Source organism: Curtobacterium sp. GD1 (assembly GCF_020882855.1).
Taxonomy (GTDB): domain Bacteria; phylum Actinomycetota; class Actinomycetes; order Actinomycetales; family Microbacteriaceae; genus Curtobacterium.
Map to the genome: position 1 here is coordinate 59,175 of NZ_JAFEVQ010000005.1, position 20,164 is coordinate 79,338.

Here is a 20,164-nt window from a genome sequence, read left to right on the forward strand (position 1 = left end):
CGAGCACGCGACGAGCCGTCGGCACCGCCCGACGACGAGGAGCACGCGACGAGCCGCCGCGACACCAGCGACGACGACGAGCACGGGCCAGCGCGAGCCCACGCCTGAACCCGGGGGACGACTGTCTCCCGGTGCACTCCGACCGAACCGACGCCGCGCGCGACGCGGCGGCGGGCGACCGCGACGAGGACCGAGCACGCCCCACCGGGGTGGGCACGGCCCGGGACGCGACCGACCCGCTCGGCCGACGACCACCACGCAACGGACACCGAGCCTCCAGACCGACGGCTGCGACAGCAGCGGCCGATCCAGAGGATTTCGGCACGACGCACGAGGACGCAATCCATGTCCAAGACGCCAGACCAGGCGCGCCCGTCCACCGACCGCCCCTCGACCTTCCGCGCGATCGCGCGGATCTACCCCTACGTGAAGCCCTACCAGGGCCGGCTCATCGGCGGCATGTTCGCCGCCATGGGCGCCTCCCTGGTCGCGCTCGCGATCCCCTACGTCCTGCAGTGGCTCGTCGACGGCCCGCTGTCCTCGAAGGACTCCGCACAGATCTGGCCCGCGGGTCTCGGTGTGCTCGCGCTCGGCGTGCTCGAGGCCTTCTTCATCGCGTCCCGGCGCCGGATGGTCATGCGGCCGTCGACGCGCATCGAGACGAGCATGCGGAACGCGCTCTACGCGAAGCTGCAGGACCTGCCGGTGGCGTTCCACGACCGGTGGGAGTCCGGGCAGCTGCTGTCCCGCTCCGTGTCCGACCTGTCGCTGATCCGCCGGTGGCTGGCCTTCGGCGTCGTGCTGCTGGTCGTCAACATCGTGACGATCGTCGTCGGCTTCGTCGTGCTGTTCACCTTCGGGTGGCTGCTCGGCCTGGTGTTCCTCGTCGCGTCGATCCCGCTGTGGATCAACGGCCTGCTGTTCGAACGTCGGTACTCCGTCGTCGCGCGCCGCAGCCAGGACCAGGTCGGCGACCTCGCCACGAGCGTCGAGCAGTCGGTGCACGGCATCCGCGTGCTCAAGGCGTTCGGCCGCGGTCGCTACAAGCTCGACGAGTTCAGCGAACAGGCCGAGGCGCTGCGCGGCACCGAGATCGAGAAGGCGAAGGCGATCGCGGGCATCTGGCTGTGGCTGCTGCTCGTGCCCGACGTCGCGTTCGCGCTCTGCCTGCTCGCCGGCATCTGGCTCGCGAGCCAGGGGGAGCTGTCCGTCGGGCAGCTGTTCGCGTTCTTCGCGACGGCCACGGTGCTCCGGTTCCCGATCGAGTCGATCGGCTTCCTGCTCTCGATGACGTTCGACACGCGCACCGCGGTCGACCGCTTCTTCGAGGTCATGGACTCCGAGAACACGATCACGGACCCCGAGCACCCGGAGACGATCGCGGAGCCGCACGGTGCGCTGTCGTTCAACGGCGTGCACTTCCGGTACCAGGACTCCCCGCCGCAGTTCCCGGACCTCATCAACGGGGTCGACCTGCAGCTCCGACCCGGTGAGACCATGGCGCTCGTCGGGCTGACCGGCTGCGGCAAGACCACGCTGCTGTCGCTCGTGCCCCGGCTGTACGACGTCACGGGCGGCTCCGTGACGATCGACGGCGTCGACATCCGCTCGCTGACCCGTGCGGAGCTGCGTCGCCACGTCGGTGTCGCGTTCGAGGACGCCACGCTGTTCTCGACGACCGTGCGCGAGAACGTGCTGCTCGGTCGCCCGGACCTGTCCGGCGACGAGGCAGAGGCCCTCATGCGCGAGGCCCTCGACATCGCCCAGGCGTCCTTCGTGGACGACCTGCCCGACGGGGTCGACACCCGTGTCGGCGAAGAGGGCCTGTCCCTCTCCGGCGGGCAGCGGCAGCGCCTGGCGCTCGCCCGTGCGATCGCGGCGCGGCCGTCGGTGCTCGTCCTCGACGACCCGCTGTCCGCGCTCGACGTCGACACCGAGGCGCGGGTCGAGGCCGGTCTCCGCCGCGTCCTCGCCGAGACCACGTCGCTCATCGTGGCGCACCGCCCGTCGACCGTGACGCTCGCCGACCGGGTGGCGCTCATGGAGAACGGCGTCGTCACGGCCGTCGGCACCCACTCGGAGCTGATGGCGAACAACGACCACTACCGCTACGTCATCTCGTCGCTCGACGACGACGACGCCACCGCACGAGAGGAGGCGATGGCATGAGCCAGCAGGAGAAGAACCTCCCGGTCGACACGTCGGCCGGTCCAGGAGGCGCGGATCCCGTCCTCGACGACATCGCCGACACGCAGGCTGCCGCGCCCGTCACCGCGTCGATCACCACGCTCGGCGTGCGCGGCGAGGAGCGCGAGGACTTCACCAAGGCGGAGAGCAAGCGCCTGCGGCGCCGCTCCCTCGCCCTGCTCGGGTCGCTCGCCGCGCCGCTCAAGGCCCGGCTCGTCGTCCTCGCCGTCGTGGTCGTGGTCTCGACCGCGGGCACGGTCGCGGGCCCGGCGCTCATCGCCTGGGGCATCGACAACGCGCTGCCGGCGGTGATGGAGCAGAACGACTGGGTGCCGGCCTTCGGCGTCGTCGCGACGTACATCGTCGTGGCGGTGCTCGGTGCCGTGCTCACGGCCTGGTACACGGTGCTGGCGGCGCGGATCAGCCAGGCGATCCTGTTCGACCTGCGCAAGCGGGTGTTCCTGCACACGCAGCGGCTCTCGCTCGAGTTCCACGAGACCTACACGTCCGGTCGGATCATCTCCCGCCAGACGAGTGACCTCGACTCGATCCGCGAGCTGCTCGACTCCGGGCTGAACCAGCTCATCCAGGGCGTGCTGTACATGGTGTTCACCGCCATCGCACTCGTGGCGCTCGACCCGACGTCCGGGCTCGTGCTCGCGGTGTCGCTCGTGCCGCTGTGGTTCCTGATCCGCTGGTTCCAGTCCAACTCGCAGACGCTGTTCCGCGCCACCCGTGTCACCTCGGCGCGCGTGATCGTGCACTTCGTCGAGACGATGACGGGCATCCGGGCGGTGCAGGCGTTCCGCAAGGAGTCCCGCAACCGCGACGAGTACGGCGGCTACGTCGAGGACTACCGGCAGGCGAACACGAAGGTGTTCAACCTGTTCGGGACCTTCGACCCGGTGCTCGTGCTCATCGGCAACGTCACGCTGGCCGCGGTCGTCGTCGTCGGCGGCTTCCGGATCGTCGGCGGGACGCTCGAGGTCGGCGCGCTGCTCGCGGTCGCGCTGTACGCCAAGCGCTTCTTCGACCCGGCCCAGGAACTCGCAATGTTCTACAACGGGTACCAGTCGGCCTCGGCCGCGATGGAGAAGATCTCGGGCGTGCTCGAGGAGCGGCCGAGCGTGCCGGACCCCGCGAAGCCGGTGAAGCTGCCGGACGCCACGGGGAAGATGGACTTCGACGACGTCGTGTTCGCCTACAACAAGGGCAAGGTCGTCCTGCCCGAGTTCGACCTGCACATCCCGGCGGGGCAGACGATCGCGCTCGTCGGGTCGACCGGTGCCGGCAAGTCGACGCTCGCCAAGCTCATGGCGCGCTTCTACGACCCGTCGCAGGGCTCGGTGAAGCTCGACGGCGTGGACCTGCGGGACCTCGACACGAAGGACATGCGCCGCGCGATCGTCATGGTCACGCAGGAGGCGTACCTGTTCTCCGGCACCGTCGCGGACAACATCGCGCTCGGCAAGCCGGGGGCGTCACGGTCCGAGATCGAGTCGGCGGCGAAGGCGGTCGGCGCGCACGAGTTCATCATGGCGCTGCCCGACGGGTACGACACCGACGTGAACAAGCGCGGTGGCCGGGTGTCGGCCGGGCAGCGGCAGCTCCTGTCGTTCGCCCGGGCGTTCATCGCGGACCCGAAGGTGCTCATCCTCGACGAGGCCACGGCGTCGCTCGACATCCCGTCGGAGCGGCTCGTGCAGGAGGGGCTCGAGACGCTGCTCGCCGACCGGACCGCGGTGATCATCGCGCACCGGCTGTCGACCGTGGCGATCGCGCACCGGGTGCTCGTGATGGAGTACGGCCGGATCGTCGAGGACGGCACCCCGGACGACCTCATCGCCGGGACCGGACGGTTCGCGCAGCTGCACGCGGCCTGGCGGGACTCGCTCGTGTAGCGGCACCGTCGGACGGCACTGTCGATCGACGCTGTCGATCGGCACTGTCGGACGAACCACGGATCCGACGTGGAACCACGCACTCGCGCTGGTTCCGCGTCGGATTCGTGGTTCCACGTGGTTGGGTTGACCCATGAGCGACGACAGCGTGCAGCCCGGCGGCGTGGCCCTGCGCGACCCCTTCTACGGGGCACCCTTCACCGAGGCCGTCCGGCGGTTCTGGCGGAAGTACACCGTGTTCACCGGGCGGGCCTCCCGTTCCGAGTTCTGGTGGTGGTGGATCACGTCGCTCGCGATCGGCCTGGTGCTGCAGCTCGTGCCGCAGGTCTTCACGCCGGACACCCCGGTGCTCGAGAACCCGGTCGGCTCCTACCTGTTCGTGCTCTGGGGGCTCGCGACGCTGATCGGGTCCCTCGCCCTCGGCGCCCGACGGCTGCACGACGCGAACCTCTCCGGCTTCTGGCAGTTCCTGCACGTGGTGGTCGGCATCGGCTCGCTCGTGCTCTTCGTCATGTGCCTGCTGCCGTCGAACCCGAAGGGCGCACGCTTCGACGCGTGACGGTGCCGCTCAGAACGGGTCGTCCGCGTCCGTGGCGGGTGACCAGCGCGCCCGACGCATGTCGATCCTCCAGGTCGTCGTCCCCTGCACGAGCGGGGTGCCCTCGGCGCGGTAGTGCTCGTGCGCCCGGGCCTCGTGGTGCACCGGGGGCAGTCCGCCGGACCGCACCACGCGCCACCACGGCAGGTCGGAGCCCTCGTGCGCCATGACCTTGCCGACGGCACGCGACGCCCGGGAGCCGAGCGCCGCGGCCACGTCGCCGTAGGTCATGACGTGACCTGCCGGGATGAGCCGGACGACCTCGGCGACGGCTGCGCCGAAGTCGTCGGGGGGAGCCTCGGTCACACCAACGGCAGGACCGCGAAGTGGTCGCCGTACTGGGTCTCACGCACGACCTCGAACCCGACGGCGCGGAAGAACGCCTCGGGGCTGTCGTCGCCACCGGGCTCGTACACGACCGTGAGACGCTCGAGCCCACGGTTGCGGGCCTCGTCGGCGAGGCCGTGCACCGCGAAGCGACCGACGCCGCGGCCCTGGGCCGTCGCGGACACGTTGACCCGCCAGATCGCGCTGCGCAGTTCTTCCTCGGCGTTGTCCTCGTCGAAGGTGCCGATGATCATGCCGACGACCTCGTCGCCGTCGAGGACCACGCGCGTCCACGCCGAGCTCGGCTTCACGTCCGACTCCGCGACGCCGTAGGTCGTCGGCTGCACGAACTGCTCCTGCCCGGGCTTGAGCGTCAGGGAGTTCGCCGCCGCAGCGGTCGACGCGGAGAGTTCTTCGAGGCGGAGGTCCGTCATGCCGCTCAGGGTAGCCGTGCGACCCGTGTGGGGGCCAGCGGGGCGGGAGACCGATACCGCACCGTTGTGCCGACCGTGCACGATCGACCGGCGCGGTATGGTCGCGGCATGGCAGAGCATCGGCGCGGGGCGAACCTCCCGTCGATCGGCGGGTTCAACCGGACGGTGGTGCTGGACGCCGTGCGCCGCTCGCCGGACGGCCTGAGCCGCGTCGAACTCGCGTCCCGCACGGGCCTCAGCGCGCAGACCGTGTCGAACGTGACGCGGTTCCTCATCGAGGCGGGGATGATCGCCGAGTCCGGCACGGTCGTGTCCGGTCGCGGCAAGCCCCGCACGATCCTGCGGCTCGAGGCCGGCAGCCGCTACGCCGTCGGGGTGCACGTCGACCCGGCCGTCGTGACCTACGTGCTGCTCGACCTCGCGGGCACCGTGGTCGCGTCGAGCACCACGTCGACCCCGACCGCGGACGACCCGTCCGAGGTCGTCCGGACCATCGCGACCGCGATCGACGAGCTCGTCTCGGGCGCCCGCGTCGACGTCGAGGCCGTGCTCGGGGTCGGCATCGCCAGCCCCGGACCCATCGACGTCGACGCCGGCGTGGTGCTCGACCCGCCCTTCCTGCCGCGGTGGCGCGACGTCCCCCTGCGCGACGCGCTCGCCGAGGCGACCGGGTACCCCGTCCTCCTCGAGAAGGACGTCACGGCGGCCGTGGTGGGGGAGATGTTCCTCGCCGGGGAGTCCTCCGCGCGGAACTTCGCCTTCGTGTACTTCGGCACGGGCTTCGGCGTGGGCCTCGCCGTCGACCACGAGCCCGTCCGCGGGGTCGGGTCGAACGCCGGTGACGCCGGGCACATCATGGTCGACCAGGGCTCGCTCGCCGGGACGCCGGACGGCGAGGGCACGCGGGGCGAGGTCGGAGCGGCGGTGGCACCGGACCGCCTCGTGCACATCGCGCAGGCCCGGGGGCTCGCGCTCGGCGGCGCACCCGCGGACGTCGCGGCGGTCGACCGTGCCTGGGACGCGCTCGGCGCGGCGATCGACGCCGAGGACCCGGTCGCCGTCGGACTCGCGGCCGAGGCGGGGACGGTGATGGGCAACGCGGTCGTCCTCATCGTGAACCTGCTCGACATCGACCGCGTCGTGTTCGGCGGCCCGTTCTGGTCGCGGATCGCGAGCGCGGCCCTCCCCGCTGCGCGCGAGGCGATCGTCGGTTCGCCGCTGCTCGTGCCGAAGCACCCCGTCGTCGTGACCGAGAGCGGTCGCGGAGCGGACGTGGCCGCGGTCGGCGCGGCCTGCCTCGTCCTCGACGCGGCGCTGTCGCCGCGGGCGAGCACCCTCCTCATCCGTCGCTGACGGGGGTCGGTCGCGACCAGCCCGTGACGGGAGGCGCGGTGCAGGCCCGACCCGCGCCTCCCGTCCGGCACACTGTGCCGTTCCCCGTGTCGCGCGCGACACCGGTCGTTCACCTCGCCGCCACCGGCCGGATGCCCGGATGCTGAACAGTCGTGCAGGTCCCCCCGAACTCCTGAGAAGGACTCTGCATGCATCCCCGTGCTCTGCGCCTCGGCGCGTCCGTCGCCGCCGCCCTCGTCGTCGCCGCCGGCGTGCTGACGACGTCGCCCGCCTCCGCTGCCGTCGGTGACGACGATCCGTCCGTGGGCGCCGCGAGCCCGAACGGACTCGTCGTGAACGAGGTCGAGTCGAACGGCGACGACACCGACTGGGTCGAACTGCGGAACACCTCGTCGGCGGCGATCGACCTGTCCGGGTACGCGTTCCTCGACGACGACAGCTCGCACGAGGCGTACGTCCTGCCCGCCGGTTCGACCATCGCCGCCGGCGGGTACTTCGTCATCGACCAGGTGTCGGCGACCGCTCCCGGCTTCGACTTCGGGCTCGGCGGCGCCGACACCGCCAGGGTGTACGACCCGGCCGGCGACCTCGTGCTGCGGTACTCGTGGACGGCGCACGCCGCGGTGACGTACGGGCGCTGCCCGGACGGGACCGGCGCGCTCGTGGACACCACGGCGTCGACGAAGGGGGCGGCGAACGACTGCTCCTCGCCGGTGCGCATCAACGAGGTGGAGTCCGACGGCGGGACCCCGGGCGACTGGGTCGAGCTGACGAACGTCGGGACGACCACGGTCGACCTCGGCGGGTACGTGTTCCGGGACAGCGACGACACGCACGCGTACACGATCCCGAACGGGACGACCGTCGCACCGGGTGGCTTCACCGTCCTCGACGAGCAGGACTTCGGGTTCGGGCTGGGCAAGGCGGACTCGGCGCGGGTGTTCGATCCTCGTGGCGACGTCGTCGACTCGTACACGTGGACCGCGCACGCCGCGACGACGTACGGCCGGAACCCGGACGGCACCGGCGCGTTCGCGGAGACCTCGGCACCGACCAAGGGCACCGCGAACCGGTTCGCCGGGGTCGTCACCGCCGAGGCGTGGCCCGGCGGTCCGGACGAGCGGGTGCTCGACGACGAGGACACCTTCACCGGTGACCTGAGCGGCATCGACTGGACGGCCTCGGGTTCGACGTCGGGTTCGGCCGCCGGGCGGCTCTGGGCCGTGCAGAACGGGGACGGGCTGCTCTACCATCTCGTGTCCGACGGCGAGGGCGGATGGGCGCCCTCGAACGCAGCCGGTACGGAACTGCACTACGCCGACGGCTCCGGCACCCCGGATGCCGAGGGCATCACCGTCACGTCCGACGACCCCGGCGCGGTCTACGTCTCGACCGAGCGGAACAACGACGTGTCCTCCACGAGCCGCCCGGCCGTCCTGCGCTTCGCCACCGCCGACGGCTCCCAGTCGACGCTGGACGCGACCGACGAGTGGAACCTCGCGGCGGACTTCCCCGGGCTCGGCGCGAACGCGGGCCTCGAGGGCGTCACCTGGGTCCCGGACTCCTGGCTCACCGCGCACGGCTTCGCGGACGAGCACACCGGCGCCGCGTACACGCCGGCGACCTACACCGGACACGGCGACGGGCTGTTCTTCGTCGGCGTCGAGGGCACGGCCAGCGTGTACGCGTACGCCCTGATGTCCGACGGTGCCTTCCAGCGGGTGGCCACGATCGCGACGCCGTTCTCCGTCGTCGCGGACGTCCAGTTCGACCCGACGCTCGACGCGCTCTGGGTGGTCTGCGACGACGCGTGCTCGGGCCGGACGGCGCTGTACGAGGTGGCCGACGGGGCCTTCGCGGCGACGACTGTGTACGAGGCGCCGTCGAACGCCGACCGGACGCTGGCGAACGAGGGCTTCGCGATCTCGGGTGTCTGCACGGGTGGCTCGCGGGCGACGTTCTACGCCGACGACAACGACACGGACGGGTTCTCGCTCCGGACGGGCACCTACCCGTGCGACGGTGGGACGCCGGGCGACGGTGGGACGCCGGGCGACGGTGGGACGCCGGGCGACGGTGGGACGCCAGGCGACGGCGGGACGCCGGGCGACGGTGGCACGACGCCGACGCCGACGCCGACGCCGGGTGGTGGCTCGACGCCCGCCCCGGGTGACACCGCGCCCGGTGGCTCCACCCCCGGAGCGGGCGCCTCGCCGTCGGGCGCGCCCGCCGCACCGTCCGAGTCGTCCCTGACCGAGGCGAACCGCGGCACGCTCACCGCCCCGGCCACGGCGCGCCCCGGCGAGACGATCACGATCGGCGTCGGCACCCGGTACGCCGGGCAGCAGGTGCACGTCTGGATGTTCTCCACGCCGACGCTGCTCGGGACCGCCACGGTCGCGGCGGACGGCACGGTCACGGCGACCATCCCGGCCGACGCCCCCGCGGGCGAACACCGCATCGTGGTGACCGCCGAGGACGGCACGGTGCTGGGCTGGACCACGATCACGATCGACCCCGTGACCGGTGCGCTGGCGTTCACGGGTGCCGAGGGGCTCGGGGTCGGCGCCGTGGCGGCGTTCCTGCTCCTGGCCGCCGGTGCGGGCGTGCTCGTGCTCCGTCGGCGCCGGGGGACCCCCGCCTCGGAGTGATCTGGTGAGCAGGAATGGTCGGGTTCGTGATGCGGACCCGACCATTCCTGCTCACGAACGCGCGCCCGCGAGCCCCGACGCCCGCGGGCCACGCGCCCGCGGCGGTACGGTCGCAGGGTGCACAACGAGATCCTCCGGTACACCGCCTTCGCCGCCGAGCCGGGCGGCGGCAACCCCGCCGGCATCGTGCTCGACGCGGCCGACCTCTCCGACGACGAGATGCTCGCGATCGCGCAGGCGGTCGGGTACCCCGAGACCGCCTTCGTCACCGGGCAGACCGCCGCGGGCCCGCGCCTGCGGTACTTCTCGCCGGCGGCCGAGGTCCCGTTCTGCGGCCACGCCACGATCGCCACGGCCGTGGTGCTCGCCGAGCGCGAGGGTCTCGGGCGCCGGGTCTTCACGACCGCCGCGGGGGAGATCGCCCTCGACGCCACGACCGCTCCGGACGGCAGCGTGCAGGTCGCGATGACGAGCGTCCAGCCGGCGTCCCGGCCGCTCGACCCCGACCTCCGCGACCGCCTGTTCGCCCTGCTCGGCCTGACGGTCGACGACGTCGCGGCGGGCTTCCCGGTGCTCGAGTCCTTCGCCGGCAACTGGCACCCGGTGATCGTGCTCGCCGACGTCGAGCTGTTCCACCAGTTCCGCTTCGCCCCGGAGCCCCTCGCGGCCCTCAAGCGCGAGGCCGGCTGGGCGGGGACGGTCACGGTCCTGCACCGCACCGACGCGCTGGAGTACGAGGCGCGCAACCTCTTCCCGGCCGGCCGGATCACCGAGGACCCCGCGACCGGTTCGGCGGCGGCATCGACCGGCGCGTACCTGCGCGAGATCGGGGCCGTGCAGCCCGGCGACCGCGTGATGATCCGGCAGGGACGCCACGTCGGACGGCCGAGCGTGCTGCTCGTCGACGTCCCGGCGACCGGCGGCATCACGGTCACGGGCGGTGCCACTCCGGTCTGAGCCGTCCGCGAGCGTGACCGAATCGACACGCCACAGCTCTTGACACGGATAAGTCAATACGGTGGAGTAATCCTGCGCGCGGGTGACGGAGCCCGCGAACATCCCGTGCAAAGGAGCACCGATGAAACGCCGCACCCGAATCATCGCCGGACTCGCAGCCGTGGCAGTCGCCGCGGTCGGTCTGGCTGGTTGTTCCAGCTCAGGCTCCGCCTCGAGCGACACCATCAAGATCGCGTACCAGAAGTTCGGTGCCTTCCAGCAGCTCGACGCCCAGATGAAGGTCGTCAAGACGGAGTACGAGAAGGAGAACCCGGGCAAGAAGGTCACGCTCGTCCCCATCCAGGCCCAGGGCAACGACTACTACACGAAGCTCGCGCTCATGAACAAGGCGCCGGCAACCGCGCCGGACGTCATGTACGAGGACACCTTCCTCATCAAGGCCGACGCCGAGGCGGGCTACCTCCTGCCGCTCGACAAGTACACGGCGAAGTGGAAGGACTGGAGCCAGTTCTACGACAACGCCAAGCAGGCCGGGCAGGGCGACGACGGCAAGATCTACGGCGTCCCGATGGGCACCGACACCCGGGCCCTCTGGTACAACAAGGACATCTTCAAGGAGGTCGGCCTGCCCGTCCCGTGGCAGCCCAAGACCTGGGACGACGTGCTCGCGGCCGCGAAGACGATCAAGGACAAGAAGCCCGACATCATCCCGTTCAACATCTACTCGGGCAAGGCGCAGGGCGAGGCCTCGACGATGCAGGGCTTCGAGATGCTCCTGTACGGCGCGGACGGCTCCGGCAACACGCTCTACAAGGACAAGAAGTGGGTCACCGGCTCGAAGCAGTTCGAGGACTCGCTGCAGTTCATCAAGGACGTCTACCAGGGTGACCTCGGACCCACGCCACAGCAGGCGCTCGACACGAACGTCGGGACGACCATCGCCCAGACGTGGCTCCCGCAGGGCAAGCTCGCCATCGACCTCGACGGGTCCTGGCAGTCCGGCACGTGGCTGAAGTCCGGCACGGCTCCGTGGGCCGAGTGGAACGACGTGATGGGCCAGGCGCCGATGCCGACCCAGAACGGCCAGGAGCCCGGCTACAACTCGATGTCCGGTGGCTGGACCCTCGCGGTCGGCAAGAACTCGAAGAACCCGCAGGCGGCGTTCGACTTCATCGCGAAGTTCCTCGACAAGGACGGGTCGCTCAAGTACGACAGCGAGAACAGCCAGATCGCCGTCCGCAAGGACGTCGCCGAGGACACCGCCTACACGGACGCGAACCCCACGTTCAAGTTCTTCTCCGGGCTCGTCGAGCACACCAACTTCCGCCCGGCGACGAGTGACTACTCGCAGGTGTCCAACGCGATCCAGGTCGCGATGGAGGCGGTGATGACGGGGCAGCAGACGCCGAAGCAGGCGGCCGCCGCCTACGACAAGGCCGTCGAACAGGTGGTCGGCAAGGAGAACACGGTCTCCGGCTGATCGCTGCGGTGACCACCTGACGGACTGGAGGCGCGGCTCGCGTCGTGCGCCGCGCCTCCCGTCCGACCCCACCCACCTTCGGAACCCCTCTCCGCACCCGGAAGGCAACCACCGTGTCCAGCACCCCCCTCGCGCCGACGCTGTCGGCGCCCGGTGCGCCGAAGCGCACCGATCCGCCGGTCCCGCGCAAGCGGAAGCCGCTGCGGAACGTGGGACGAGCGGTCCCGCTCCTCCCCGCCGTCGTCCTCCTCGTCATCTTCCTGCTCGGCCCCGTCATCTCGTCGTTCTACGGGTCGTTCACCAACTCGGCGCTCACCGGTGTCGGCGCCGCCGACCAGCAGTTCGTCGGCTTCCAGAACTACGTCGAGCTGTTCCAGGACCCGGACTTCCCGAAGTCCGTCATCCTCACCATCGTGTTCCTGCTCGCGTCCGCGGTCGTGGGCCAGAACGTGCTCGGGCTCGGGCTCGCCCTGCTCATGCGCTCGGCGAACAAGGCCGTCCGCGCGATCGTGGGCACGTTCGTCGTCGCCGCGTGGGTCCTGCCCGAGATCGTCGCCTCGTTCGCCGCGTACGCGTTCTTCAACGACGAGGGCACGCTCAACGAGTTCCTGCGGTCGATCGGGATCAGCGGCCCGAACTGGCTCTACACGTACCCCATGCTCGCCGTCATCCTGGCGAACATCTGGCGCGGTACGGCCTTCTCGATGCTCGTCTACTCCGCCGCCGTGCAGGAGGTCCCCGAGGAGATCACCGAGTCCGCCGAGGTGGACGGAGCCGCCGGCTGGCAGCGCCTCGTCTACATCACCCTGCCGGTCATCCGCCGGTCGATCTCGACGAACCTCATGCTGACGACGCTGCAGACGCTGTCGGTCTTCACGCTGATCTTCGTCATGACCGGCGGCGGTCCCGGGACCAACTCGTCGACGCTGCCGATCCTCGCCTACCAAGAGGCGTTCAAGTTCTCGCAGCTCGGCTTCGGGACGGCGATCGCGACGATCCTGCTCGTGGTCGGCGCGGTCTTCTCGATCATCTACATCAAGGCACTGAAGCCGGAGGTGGACTGATGGCCATCACTGCCCCGTCCCTCGACCAGACCACCACCCGTTCGGTGACCGCACCGGGCTCGCTGCACATGACCTCCCCGCGGGGTCGGACGATGCGCTGGGTGTCGAACGTCGTGCTGCTCGTCATCGCGGTGTGCTTCGCGGTCCCGCTGCTCTGGCTCGTCCTCGCGTCGGTCGACACCCAGGCGTCGCTGTCCGTGAAGATGCCGACGCAGTTCACGCTCGACAACTTCACGAAGGTGCTCACGCCGGAGCTGTCGTTCATCCCGCTCGCGAACAGCCTGCTGCTCTCCGGCGGCACGGCGGTCGTCACCGTGGTGTTCGCGCTGCTCGCCGCCTACCCGCTGTCCCGCTACAAGATGCGGGTCAACAAGCCGTTCCTGTACAGCATCCTGTTCGGCACCGGCCTGCCGATCACCGCCATGATGGTGCCGGTCTACGCGCTCTTCGTGTCGCTCAACCTCATCGACAACGTGTGGGGCTGCATCTTCTTCCTCGCCGCCACCTCGCTGCCGATGGCGATCTGGATGGCGAAGAACTTCATGGACTCGGTCCCGGTGTCACTCGAGGAAGCGGCGTGGACCGACGGCGCCTCGATGATGACGACCCTGACCCGCATCGTGATCCCGCTCATGCGCCCGGGGATCGCCGTGGTGTTCATCTTCGTGTTCATCCAGGCCTGGGGGAACTTCTTCGTCCCCTTCGTCCTGCTCCTCTCGCCCGACAAGGTGCCCGCCGCGGTGAGCATCTTCAACTTCTTCGGGCAGAACGGGGCGGTCGCGTACGGGCAGCTCGCCGCGTTCTCGATCGTGTACTCCGTGCCCGTCATCGCCCTCTACGTGCTCGTGTCCCGGGGCCTCGGCGGCGGCAACGCCCTCGCCGGCGGCATCAAGGGCTGACACCCGTCCCTGCTGGAAAGGAACCACCTCCATGCACCACGACGAACCCCTCGTCGAAGCCCGTATCGCCCGGCTCGTCCGGGACCGCATCGACCCCGCCGTCCTGCGCCGGTCCGCGCCGGTGGAGATCGCCGCCTGGACCGTGCCGGACGAACCGGTCCCGTTCGACGTCGCGGTGGCTGCCGACTACGAGCCGTTCACGGTGGGCGGCTCCTGGGGTGGCCGACCGTGGGGGACCACCTGGTTCCGGATCCGCGGCACCGTGCCGGAGGACTTCGGGACGGCGCCGGGCACCACGGCGGAACTCCGGGTCGACCTCGGCTTCACGAAGCGCCACCCCGGGTTCCAGGCCGAGGGACTCGCGTGGCGGCCGGACGGCACGACCGTCAAGGGCATCGAGCCGAAGAACGACACCGTCCCGCTCGAGGTCGGTCCAGGTGAGTCCTTCGAGCTCTACGTCGAGGCCGCGGCGAACCCGGACATCGGCGGCGACTCGTTCCAGGGGGCGACCCCGCTCGGGTCGCGCTCGACGGCCGGGACGAAGCCGATCTACAAGGTGAAGGCGCTCGAGATCGTCGAGCGGGACGACACCGTGTGGGAGCTCCAGCAGGACTTCTGGGTCCTCCGCGGCCTCATGGCCGAGCTGCCCACCGACGGCACCCGCGGCGCGGACGTCCTGCGCGTGCTCGAACGCGCCGCCGACGCCCTCGACCCGGACGACGTCGCCGGGACGGCCGCCGACGCACGAGCGGTCCTCGCGCCCGTCCTCGCCGTGCCGGCCAGTGCCGCCGCGCACCGGGCGATCGCCGTCGGCCACGCGCACATCGACTCGGCGTGGCTCTGGCCGGTGCGCGAGACCATCCGGAAGTGCGCCCGCACCTTCTCGAACGTGCTCGACCTGATGGACCGCGACCCCGACTTCACGTTCGCCTGCTCCTCGGCGCAGCAGTACGCCTGGATCCGGGACGGCTACCCGTCGATCTGGGCCCGCATCAAGCAGCGGGTCGCCGAGGGCCGGTGGATCCCGGTCGGCGGCATGTGGGTCGAGTCGGACACGAACCTCCCCGGTGGCGAGGCCCTCGCGCGGCAGTTCGTCGCCGGCAAGCGGTTCTTCCTCGAGGAGTTCGGCATCGACACCCCCGAGGCGTGGCTCCCGGACTCGTTCGGGTACTCCGGAGCCCTGCCGCAGATCGTCCGGGCCGCCGGCTCGAAGTGGTTCGTCACGCAGAAGCCCTCGTGGAACGAGACGAACGTCATCCCGCACACCTCGTTCCACTGGGAGGGCATCGACGGCTCCCGGGTCCTCACGCACCTGCCCCCGGCGGACACCTACAACTCGGACGTCTCACCCGCCGACCTGCACCGCGGCGAACGGCAGAACAAGGAGCGCGGCGTCGCGAACACCTCGATGCTGCTCTACGGCTTCGGCGACGGCGGTGGCGGCCCCACCCGCGAGATGGTCGCCGCTGCCCGACGTCAGCACGACCTCGACGGGTCCCCGCGGGTCGACCTCGGCACCCCGGCGCAGGTCTTCGAGGAGATCGAGGCCGCACTGCCGACGCCGGCGGTGTGGTCGGGCGAGATGTACCTCGAGTTCCACCGCGGCACGTACACGTCCCAGATCCGGACGAAGCAGGGCAACCGGCGCTCCGAGCACCTGCTCCGCGAGGCCGAGCTCTGGGCATCCACCGCTGCCGTCCGACTCGGGCTCGACTACCCGTACGAGGAGCTCGAGCAGGCGTGGCACACCGTGCTCCTGCAGCAGTTCCACGACATCCTGCCCGGCTCCTCGATCGCCTGGGTCTACGAGAACGCCGAGGCGAACTACGCCGAGGTCGCCCGGGTGCTCGAGGGCCTGATCGGCAACGCCACGACGGCGCTCGCGAACGGCGGTGCCGCGGCGCTCGCCGGGGTCGGGGCGTCGTCCACCGCCCGGTCCGGCGGTGGCAGCGCCCTGCTGGACGCGCCGTCGGGGGCGGACGCCGCCGGCGGCAGCGGCTCGACCGGGAACGTCGTGCGCTTCAACGCCTCGCCGGTCGCGGCGGGAGACGCAACCGCCCTGGGTGGTTCGCTGGGCGACGAACTGCGAGCCGTGCCTCCCGTCCGGAACGGCGACCGCTTCGTGTTCGACACCGGCGTCGTCACGGCGACCATCGACGCGGCCGGTCACGTCGTGTCGCTCGTCGACCACGCGTCCGGACGCGACGCCGTCGCCCCGGGCGCGGCCGCCGCGGAGTACACCGTGTTCCGCGACACCCCGAACCAGTGGGAGGCGTGGGACATCGACCGCGCCTACCAGCGCAGCGGCACGGTGCTGGAGGCGTCCTCGGTCGAGGTGTCCGGCGACGAACTCGTCGTCCAGCGGTCCTTCGGGTCGTCGTCGATCACCACCCGGTACTCCGCCGTCGCCGGGCAGTCCGAGCTGACGATCGTGACCGAGGTCGACTGGCACGAGCGCCAGAAGCTCCTCAAGCTCGCGTTCCCCCTCGACGTCCGTGCGGCGTCGGCGTCGAGCGAGATCCAGTTCGGCCACATCGACCGCCCGACCCACCAGAACACCTCGTGGGACATGGCCCGCTTCGAGACGAGTGCCCACCGCTGGGTGCACGTCGCCGAGCCCGGGTTCGGCGTCGCCGTCGCGAACGACTCCACCTACGGACACGACATCACCCGGAGCACCCGGGCCGACGGCGGCACCACGACGCTCGTCCGGGAGTCGCTGCTGCGGGCCCCGACGTTCCCGGACCCGCACGCCGACCAGGGGCACCACGTGTTCCGGACGGTGCTGCGGGTGGGTGCCTCGGTGCTCGACGCCGCCGATGCCGGGTACCGGCTCAACCTGCCGGTGCGCACGGTGGAGGGGACGACCACGGTCGACCCGCTGGTGACGGTGTCGTCGCCGCAGGTGTTCGTCGAGGCGGTGAAGCTCGCCGAGGACCGCTCCGGCGACGTCGTCGTGCGGCTGTACGAGGCGTCGGGCGGTCGCGCGGCCGACGTCGGCGTCGACTTCGGGTTCGACGTCGCCGGGGTGGCGGCGGTGGACCTGCTGGAACGCCCGCTGGGGGACTCGTGGGAGTCGGGGGAGCCGGTCGTGCTCACGCTCCGGCCCTTCGAGATCGTGACCCTCCGGGTGCGTCGGGCCTGAGGCAGCGGGCTCGCGCGCGAAGGACCGCGGCGCCGGACGGGACACGGGTGCGTTCCGTCCGGCGCCGTGCTGCGGGTTGGCCTGGTCGTTCCGGGCGTAGGTGGTCGAATCGGGCGTACCTGGTCGAAAGATCTGACCAGGTACGCCCGATTTCGTCAGGGATCGCGTCCGTCCTGGGAAAGAACGTTGGTCCTCCACAACAGCGTGGGCCTGGAGGCGCGTCAACAGTTGACGAGATCGGACCGCTTTGCGCGTGGCTGGCGGGCATCGTTTCGTCGATGAACGAACCGCTGCCCATCCTGCGGGCCTCCACCACGCGCGAAGCCGGCCTCGACGCCAGCACCCTCCGCCGCCGGACACGGCTGCACGGCCCCGGTCGTCTCGTCCGCGCGGGGCCGAACGCCTTCGTCGACGGGGCGGCGTGGGACGCAGCGGGGCCCCGGCAGCGGTACGTCACCCGCGTGTACGCGCGGCTCGGTCGACTCGGCGGCCGGGCAACCGCCTCGCACGCATCCGCGGCCGCAGTGCACGGGCTGCCGTCGCTCGGCGGGTGGAGCATCCCGGTCCACGCGACCGTGCCGGAGTCGATGTACCGCGCCCGGACCGCCGAACTGGTCCTGCACACCCGGCCGGTGTCCGACACCGAACGGACCCGAGCGGGCGACCTCGCGATCACCACGATTCCACGAACCGTCATCGACATCGCGATGACGGACGACCTGCGGACCGGAGTCGTCGTCGCCGATGCAGCGTTGCGCCGCGGCATCCGACGCGACGACCTGTGGCGGGCGCTGCACCCGAGCGCTCGGGGACGGGCACGGGCTGCGCAGGTCGTCGAGCTCGCAGACGGACGGTCGGGTTCCCCGGCGGAGTCTCTCGCGCGAGTGGTCTTCCGCGAGCTCGGGCTCCCCGCGCCCGTGCTGCAGCAGGAGTTCGTGATCGGTGGTCGTCGGTCCGCCGTCGACTTCTGGTTCCCGGACGAAGGGGTGATCGTCGAGATCGACGGGCGTGCGAAGTACACGCAGGAGCGGTACCTCGGGGGCCGCGACCAGACCGAGGTGTTCATCGACGAGAAACGTCGTCACGCCCGCCTGCTCACGGTGCCGGGCGTCCGCACGGTGCTCCGCGTCGAGTGGCGCGAGCTGTTCGACCTCGACGCGCTGGCACTCCGGTTCCGTGCCGCCGGCCTCCCGTGTGCGGTCCGGCCGGTGCGGAGCGCTCGACGCCCCGCGATGACGCCGATGCGGTGAGTCGGCTCGGTGTCCAACGCCGCTCCTTCTTTCCCAGAGCGTCCGCGATGCATGGTGTTTCCGGGCGTACCTGCCCGAAACTTCCGACCAGGTACGCCCGAAACGGTCAGGTACGCCCCGGCGCCTACGAGCGCAGGGACTCGACGGCCTTGTCGATGCGGCGCTGCCGGGTATCCGGGGACTTCGCCTGCGCGACCGGGTCGGCGAGGGCCCGCTGCCGCGAGTTCGACAGCGTGTCGAAGGCCGCACGGACCCCGGCCTCCTGCAGCGCCGATGCGAGGTCCTCCGGCAGGTCGACGACGCGGGGCAGCGTGTCGACCTCGATCGTGACCTCGACGGTGTCGCCGGCCGCGACCCCGGAGGCGGCACGGTGCTCCGCCGACAGCGGGACGAGGGACTGCTCGTTCATCACGCCGATCGAGGACCGGTACGTGTAGGCGCCGTTCAGGGTGACGACCACGGGTGGGCGGCGCCCCGCGCCCAGCGCGTCGACCACGTCGGAAGGGACCGGCAGGCCGGTGGCCGTCTTCCGCGCCTGCAGGACGGTCGTCGTGAACTGCATCCGTGCCTCCTGGACTGAACCGGGCTGACCCGGCCGGCCCGATGCGGGCCGACGCCGGCGCCTGTGCCGACAAGCGAAACCGTACAGGCGAACCCGCTGTTCCGCCGCCGTTCACCGCCGCAGCACTGGCCGGAAACCGGACGCGTCCACGATCGTCCAGGACCCGGACCCCGGTCCACCCCGACGCACCACAGCACCCGAAAGGCACACCCCGTGCAGCACAAGCGCACCCTCGCCGGCATCGCCCTGGCCGCCGCCGCCATCGTCACCCTCGCCGGCTGCTCGGCCACGAGCTCCGCCAGCACGACCAAGGACGACACCGACTGGAAGACCGCCACGAGCGCCGAGTCCGCCGGTGGCATGGACGCCCTCGTGAAGGCCGCCAAGGCGGAGGGGCAGCTCAACGTCATCGCGCTGCCGCCGTCGTGGGCCAACTACGGCAAGATCATCGACGGCTTCACCAAGAAGTACGGCATCAAGATCACCTCCGCGAACCCGAACGGCTCGAGCGCCGACGAGGTCGCCGCAGTGAAGTCGCAGAAGGGCCAGTCGACGGCACCGGACGTGCTCGACCTCGGCAACGCCGTGCTGCAGCAGAACCTCGACCTGCTGACGGACTACAAGGTCGCGAACTGGAGCGACATCCCCTCGGACCTCAAGGACGAGGACGGCGCCTGGACCCGCGACTACACGGGCCTGATGTCGATCGGCTACGACTCGTCGAAGATCACGGACGCCCCGAAGGACCTGGACGACCTGCTCGGCTCCGAGTACAAGGGCAAGGTCTCGATCGCGGGCGACCCGACCCAGGCGAACCAGGCCGCGTCAGCGGTGTACCTCGCGGCGCTCGAGAACGGCGGCTCGGCCGACGACATCACGAAGGGCGTCGACTACTTCGGCAAGCTGAAGCAGGCGGGCAACTTCCAGAACGTGCTGCCGTCGCAGGCGACCGTCGCCTCGGGTGAGACGCCCGTCGTGATCCAGTGGTCCTACAACAACCTCGCGTGGGGCCCGGCGGCCGGCGCGAGCGGGAACAAGAACTGGAAGACCGTCGTCCCCGAGGGCCAGGCCCTCGGCTCGTACTACTCGCAGGCGATCAACAAGGACGCCCCGCACCCCGCGGCCGCGCGCCTCTGGCAGGAGTACATCGCCAGCCCGGACGTGCAGAACCTGTACCTCCAGGCCGGCGCCTTCCCGTCCACCCTCGCCGCGCTCGAGAAGTCGGGCAAGGTCGACCAGGACGCCCTCGACGCCGCCGGTGGCGCGCCGAAGGACTACGTCGAGCTGACCGACGAGCAGGTCACCGCCGCGGCGAAGGTGCTGTCGGCGAAGTGGGCCTCGACGATGGGCTCCTGA

Annotated in this window: 15 protein-coding genes; 12 read left to right on the plus strand and 3 right to left on the minus strand. The window is 71.0% G+C overall.

All coding sequences use genetic code 11. The features are described 5' to 3' along the window. Positions 1-345: 345 nt before the first annotated feature. From JSX79_RS04110 to JSX79_RS04120, 3 genes are all read left to right on the plus strand, one after another. On the plus strand, positions 346-2,169 hold the full coding sequence (locus JSX79_RS04110; RefSeq protein WP_070417754.1) for an ABC transporter ATP-binding protein: 1,824 nt from the start codon (positions 346-348) through the stop codon (positions 2,167-2,169). 110 nt (positions 2,170-2,279) lie between these two features. Then, positions 2,280-4,088, plus strand: coding sequence for an ABC transporter ATP-binding protein (locus JSX79_RS04115; RefSeq protein WP_374474842.1), 1,809 nt, complete (start codon positions 2,280-2,282; stop codon positions 4,086-4,088). Between the two features lie 133 nt (positions 4,089-4,221). Beyond that, on the plus strand, positions 4,222-4,647 hold the full coding sequence (locus JSX79_RS04120) for a DUF805 domain-containing protein (protein ID WP_070417755.1): 426 nt from the start codon (positions 4,222-4,224) through the stop codon (positions 4,645-4,647). A gap of 9 nt (positions 4,648-4,656) precedes the next feature. Here the strand turns inward: JSX79_RS04120 and JSX79_RS04125 are convergent, their stop codons facing one another. Both JSX79_RS04125 and JSX79_RS04130 read right to left on the minus strand, forming a co-directional pair. After that, positions 4,657-4,992, minus strand: a complete 336-nt coding sequence (locus tag JSX79_RS04125; RefSeq protein ID WP_070417756.1) for an MGMT family protein — start codon at positions 4,990-4,992, stop codon at positions 4,657-4,659. Further along, entirely contained in the window at positions 4,989-5,447 is a 459-nt protein-coding gene (locus JSX79_RS04130; RefSeq protein ID WP_229085242.1) for a GNAT family N-acetyltransferase, read from the minus strand. Before JSX79_RS04130 ends, JSX79_RS04125 begins: the two co-directional genes overlap by 4 nt. Positions 5,448-5,555: 108 nt before the next feature. On the opposite strand from JSX79_RS04130, the gene JSX79_RS04135 reads away from it, so the two are divergent. From JSX79_RS04135 to JSX79_RS04170, 8 genes are all read left to right on the plus strand, one after another. Beyond that, positions 5,556-6,800, plus strand: coding sequence for an ROK family transcriptional regulator (locus JSX79_RS04135; RefSeq protein WP_070417759.1), 1,245 nt, complete (start codon positions 5,556-5,558; stop codon positions 6,798-6,800). Positions 6,801-6,988: 188 nt separating this feature from the next. Next, positions 6,989-9,451 carry a lamin tail domain-containing protein gene (locus JSX79_RS18115; RefSeq protein WP_267484076.1) on the plus strand — a complete coding sequence of 821 codons (2,463 nt, stop codon included), beginning with the start codon at positions 6,989-6,991 and terminating at the stop codon, positions 9,449-9,451. A gap of 117 nt (positions 9,452-9,568) precedes the next feature. Further along, positions 9,569-10,408 carry a PhzF family phenazine biosynthesis protein gene (locus tag JSX79_RS04145; protein ID WP_229085243.1) on the plus strand — a complete coding sequence of 280 codons (840 nt, stop codon included), beginning with the start codon at positions 9,569-9,571 and terminating at the stop codon, positions 10,406-10,408. Positions 10,409-10,529: 121 nt separating this feature from the next. Then, a complete protein-coding gene (locus JSX79_RS04150; protein WP_229085244.1) occupies positions 10,530-11,888 on the plus strand; it encodes an extracellular solute-binding protein in 1,359 nt (452 codons plus the stop codon). 113 nt (positions 11,889-12,001) lie between these two features. Then, entirely contained in the window at positions 12,002-12,952 is a 951-nt protein-coding gene (locus tag JSX79_RS04155) for a carbohydrate ABC transporter permease (RefSeq protein ID WP_083295172.1), read from the plus strand. 68 nt (positions 12,953-13,020) lie between these two features. Next, positions 13,021-13,851 (plus strand): carbohydrate ABC transporter permease, encoded by an 831-nt coding sequence (locus tag JSX79_RS04160; protein WP_181015180.1) that lies wholly within the window; start codon positions 13,021-13,023, stop codon positions 13,849-13,851. Positions 13,852-13,882: 31 nt separating this feature from the next. Next, positions 13,883-16,996, plus strand: a complete 3,114-nt coding sequence (locus JSX79_RS04165) for a glycoside hydrolase family 38 C-terminal domain-containing protein (protein ID WP_229085245.1) — start codon at positions 13,883-13,885, stop codon at positions 16,994-16,996. Positions 16,997-17,274: 278 nt separating this feature from the next. Further along, entirely contained in the window at positions 17,275-18,246 is a 972-nt protein-coding gene (locus JSX79_RS04170; RefSeq protein ID WP_229085246.1) for a hypothetical protein, read from the plus strand. A 124-nt stretch (positions 18,247-18,370) separates the two neighbouring features. Here JSX79_RS04170 and JSX79_RS04175 read toward each other — a convergent pair whose 3' ends face one another. Next, positions 18,371-18,808, minus strand: a complete 438-nt coding sequence (locus JSX79_RS04175; protein WP_229085247.1) for a YdeI/OmpD-associated family protein — start codon at positions 18,806-18,808, stop codon at positions 18,371-18,373. Positions 18,809-19,021: 213 nt separating this feature from the next. On the opposite strand from JSX79_RS04175, the gene JSX79_RS04180 reads away from it, so the two are divergent. Beyond that, positions 19,022-20,164, plus strand: coding sequence for an ABC transporter substrate-binding protein (locus JSX79_RS04180; protein WP_070417766.1), 1,143 nt, complete (start codon positions 19,022-19,024; stop codon positions 20,162-20,164).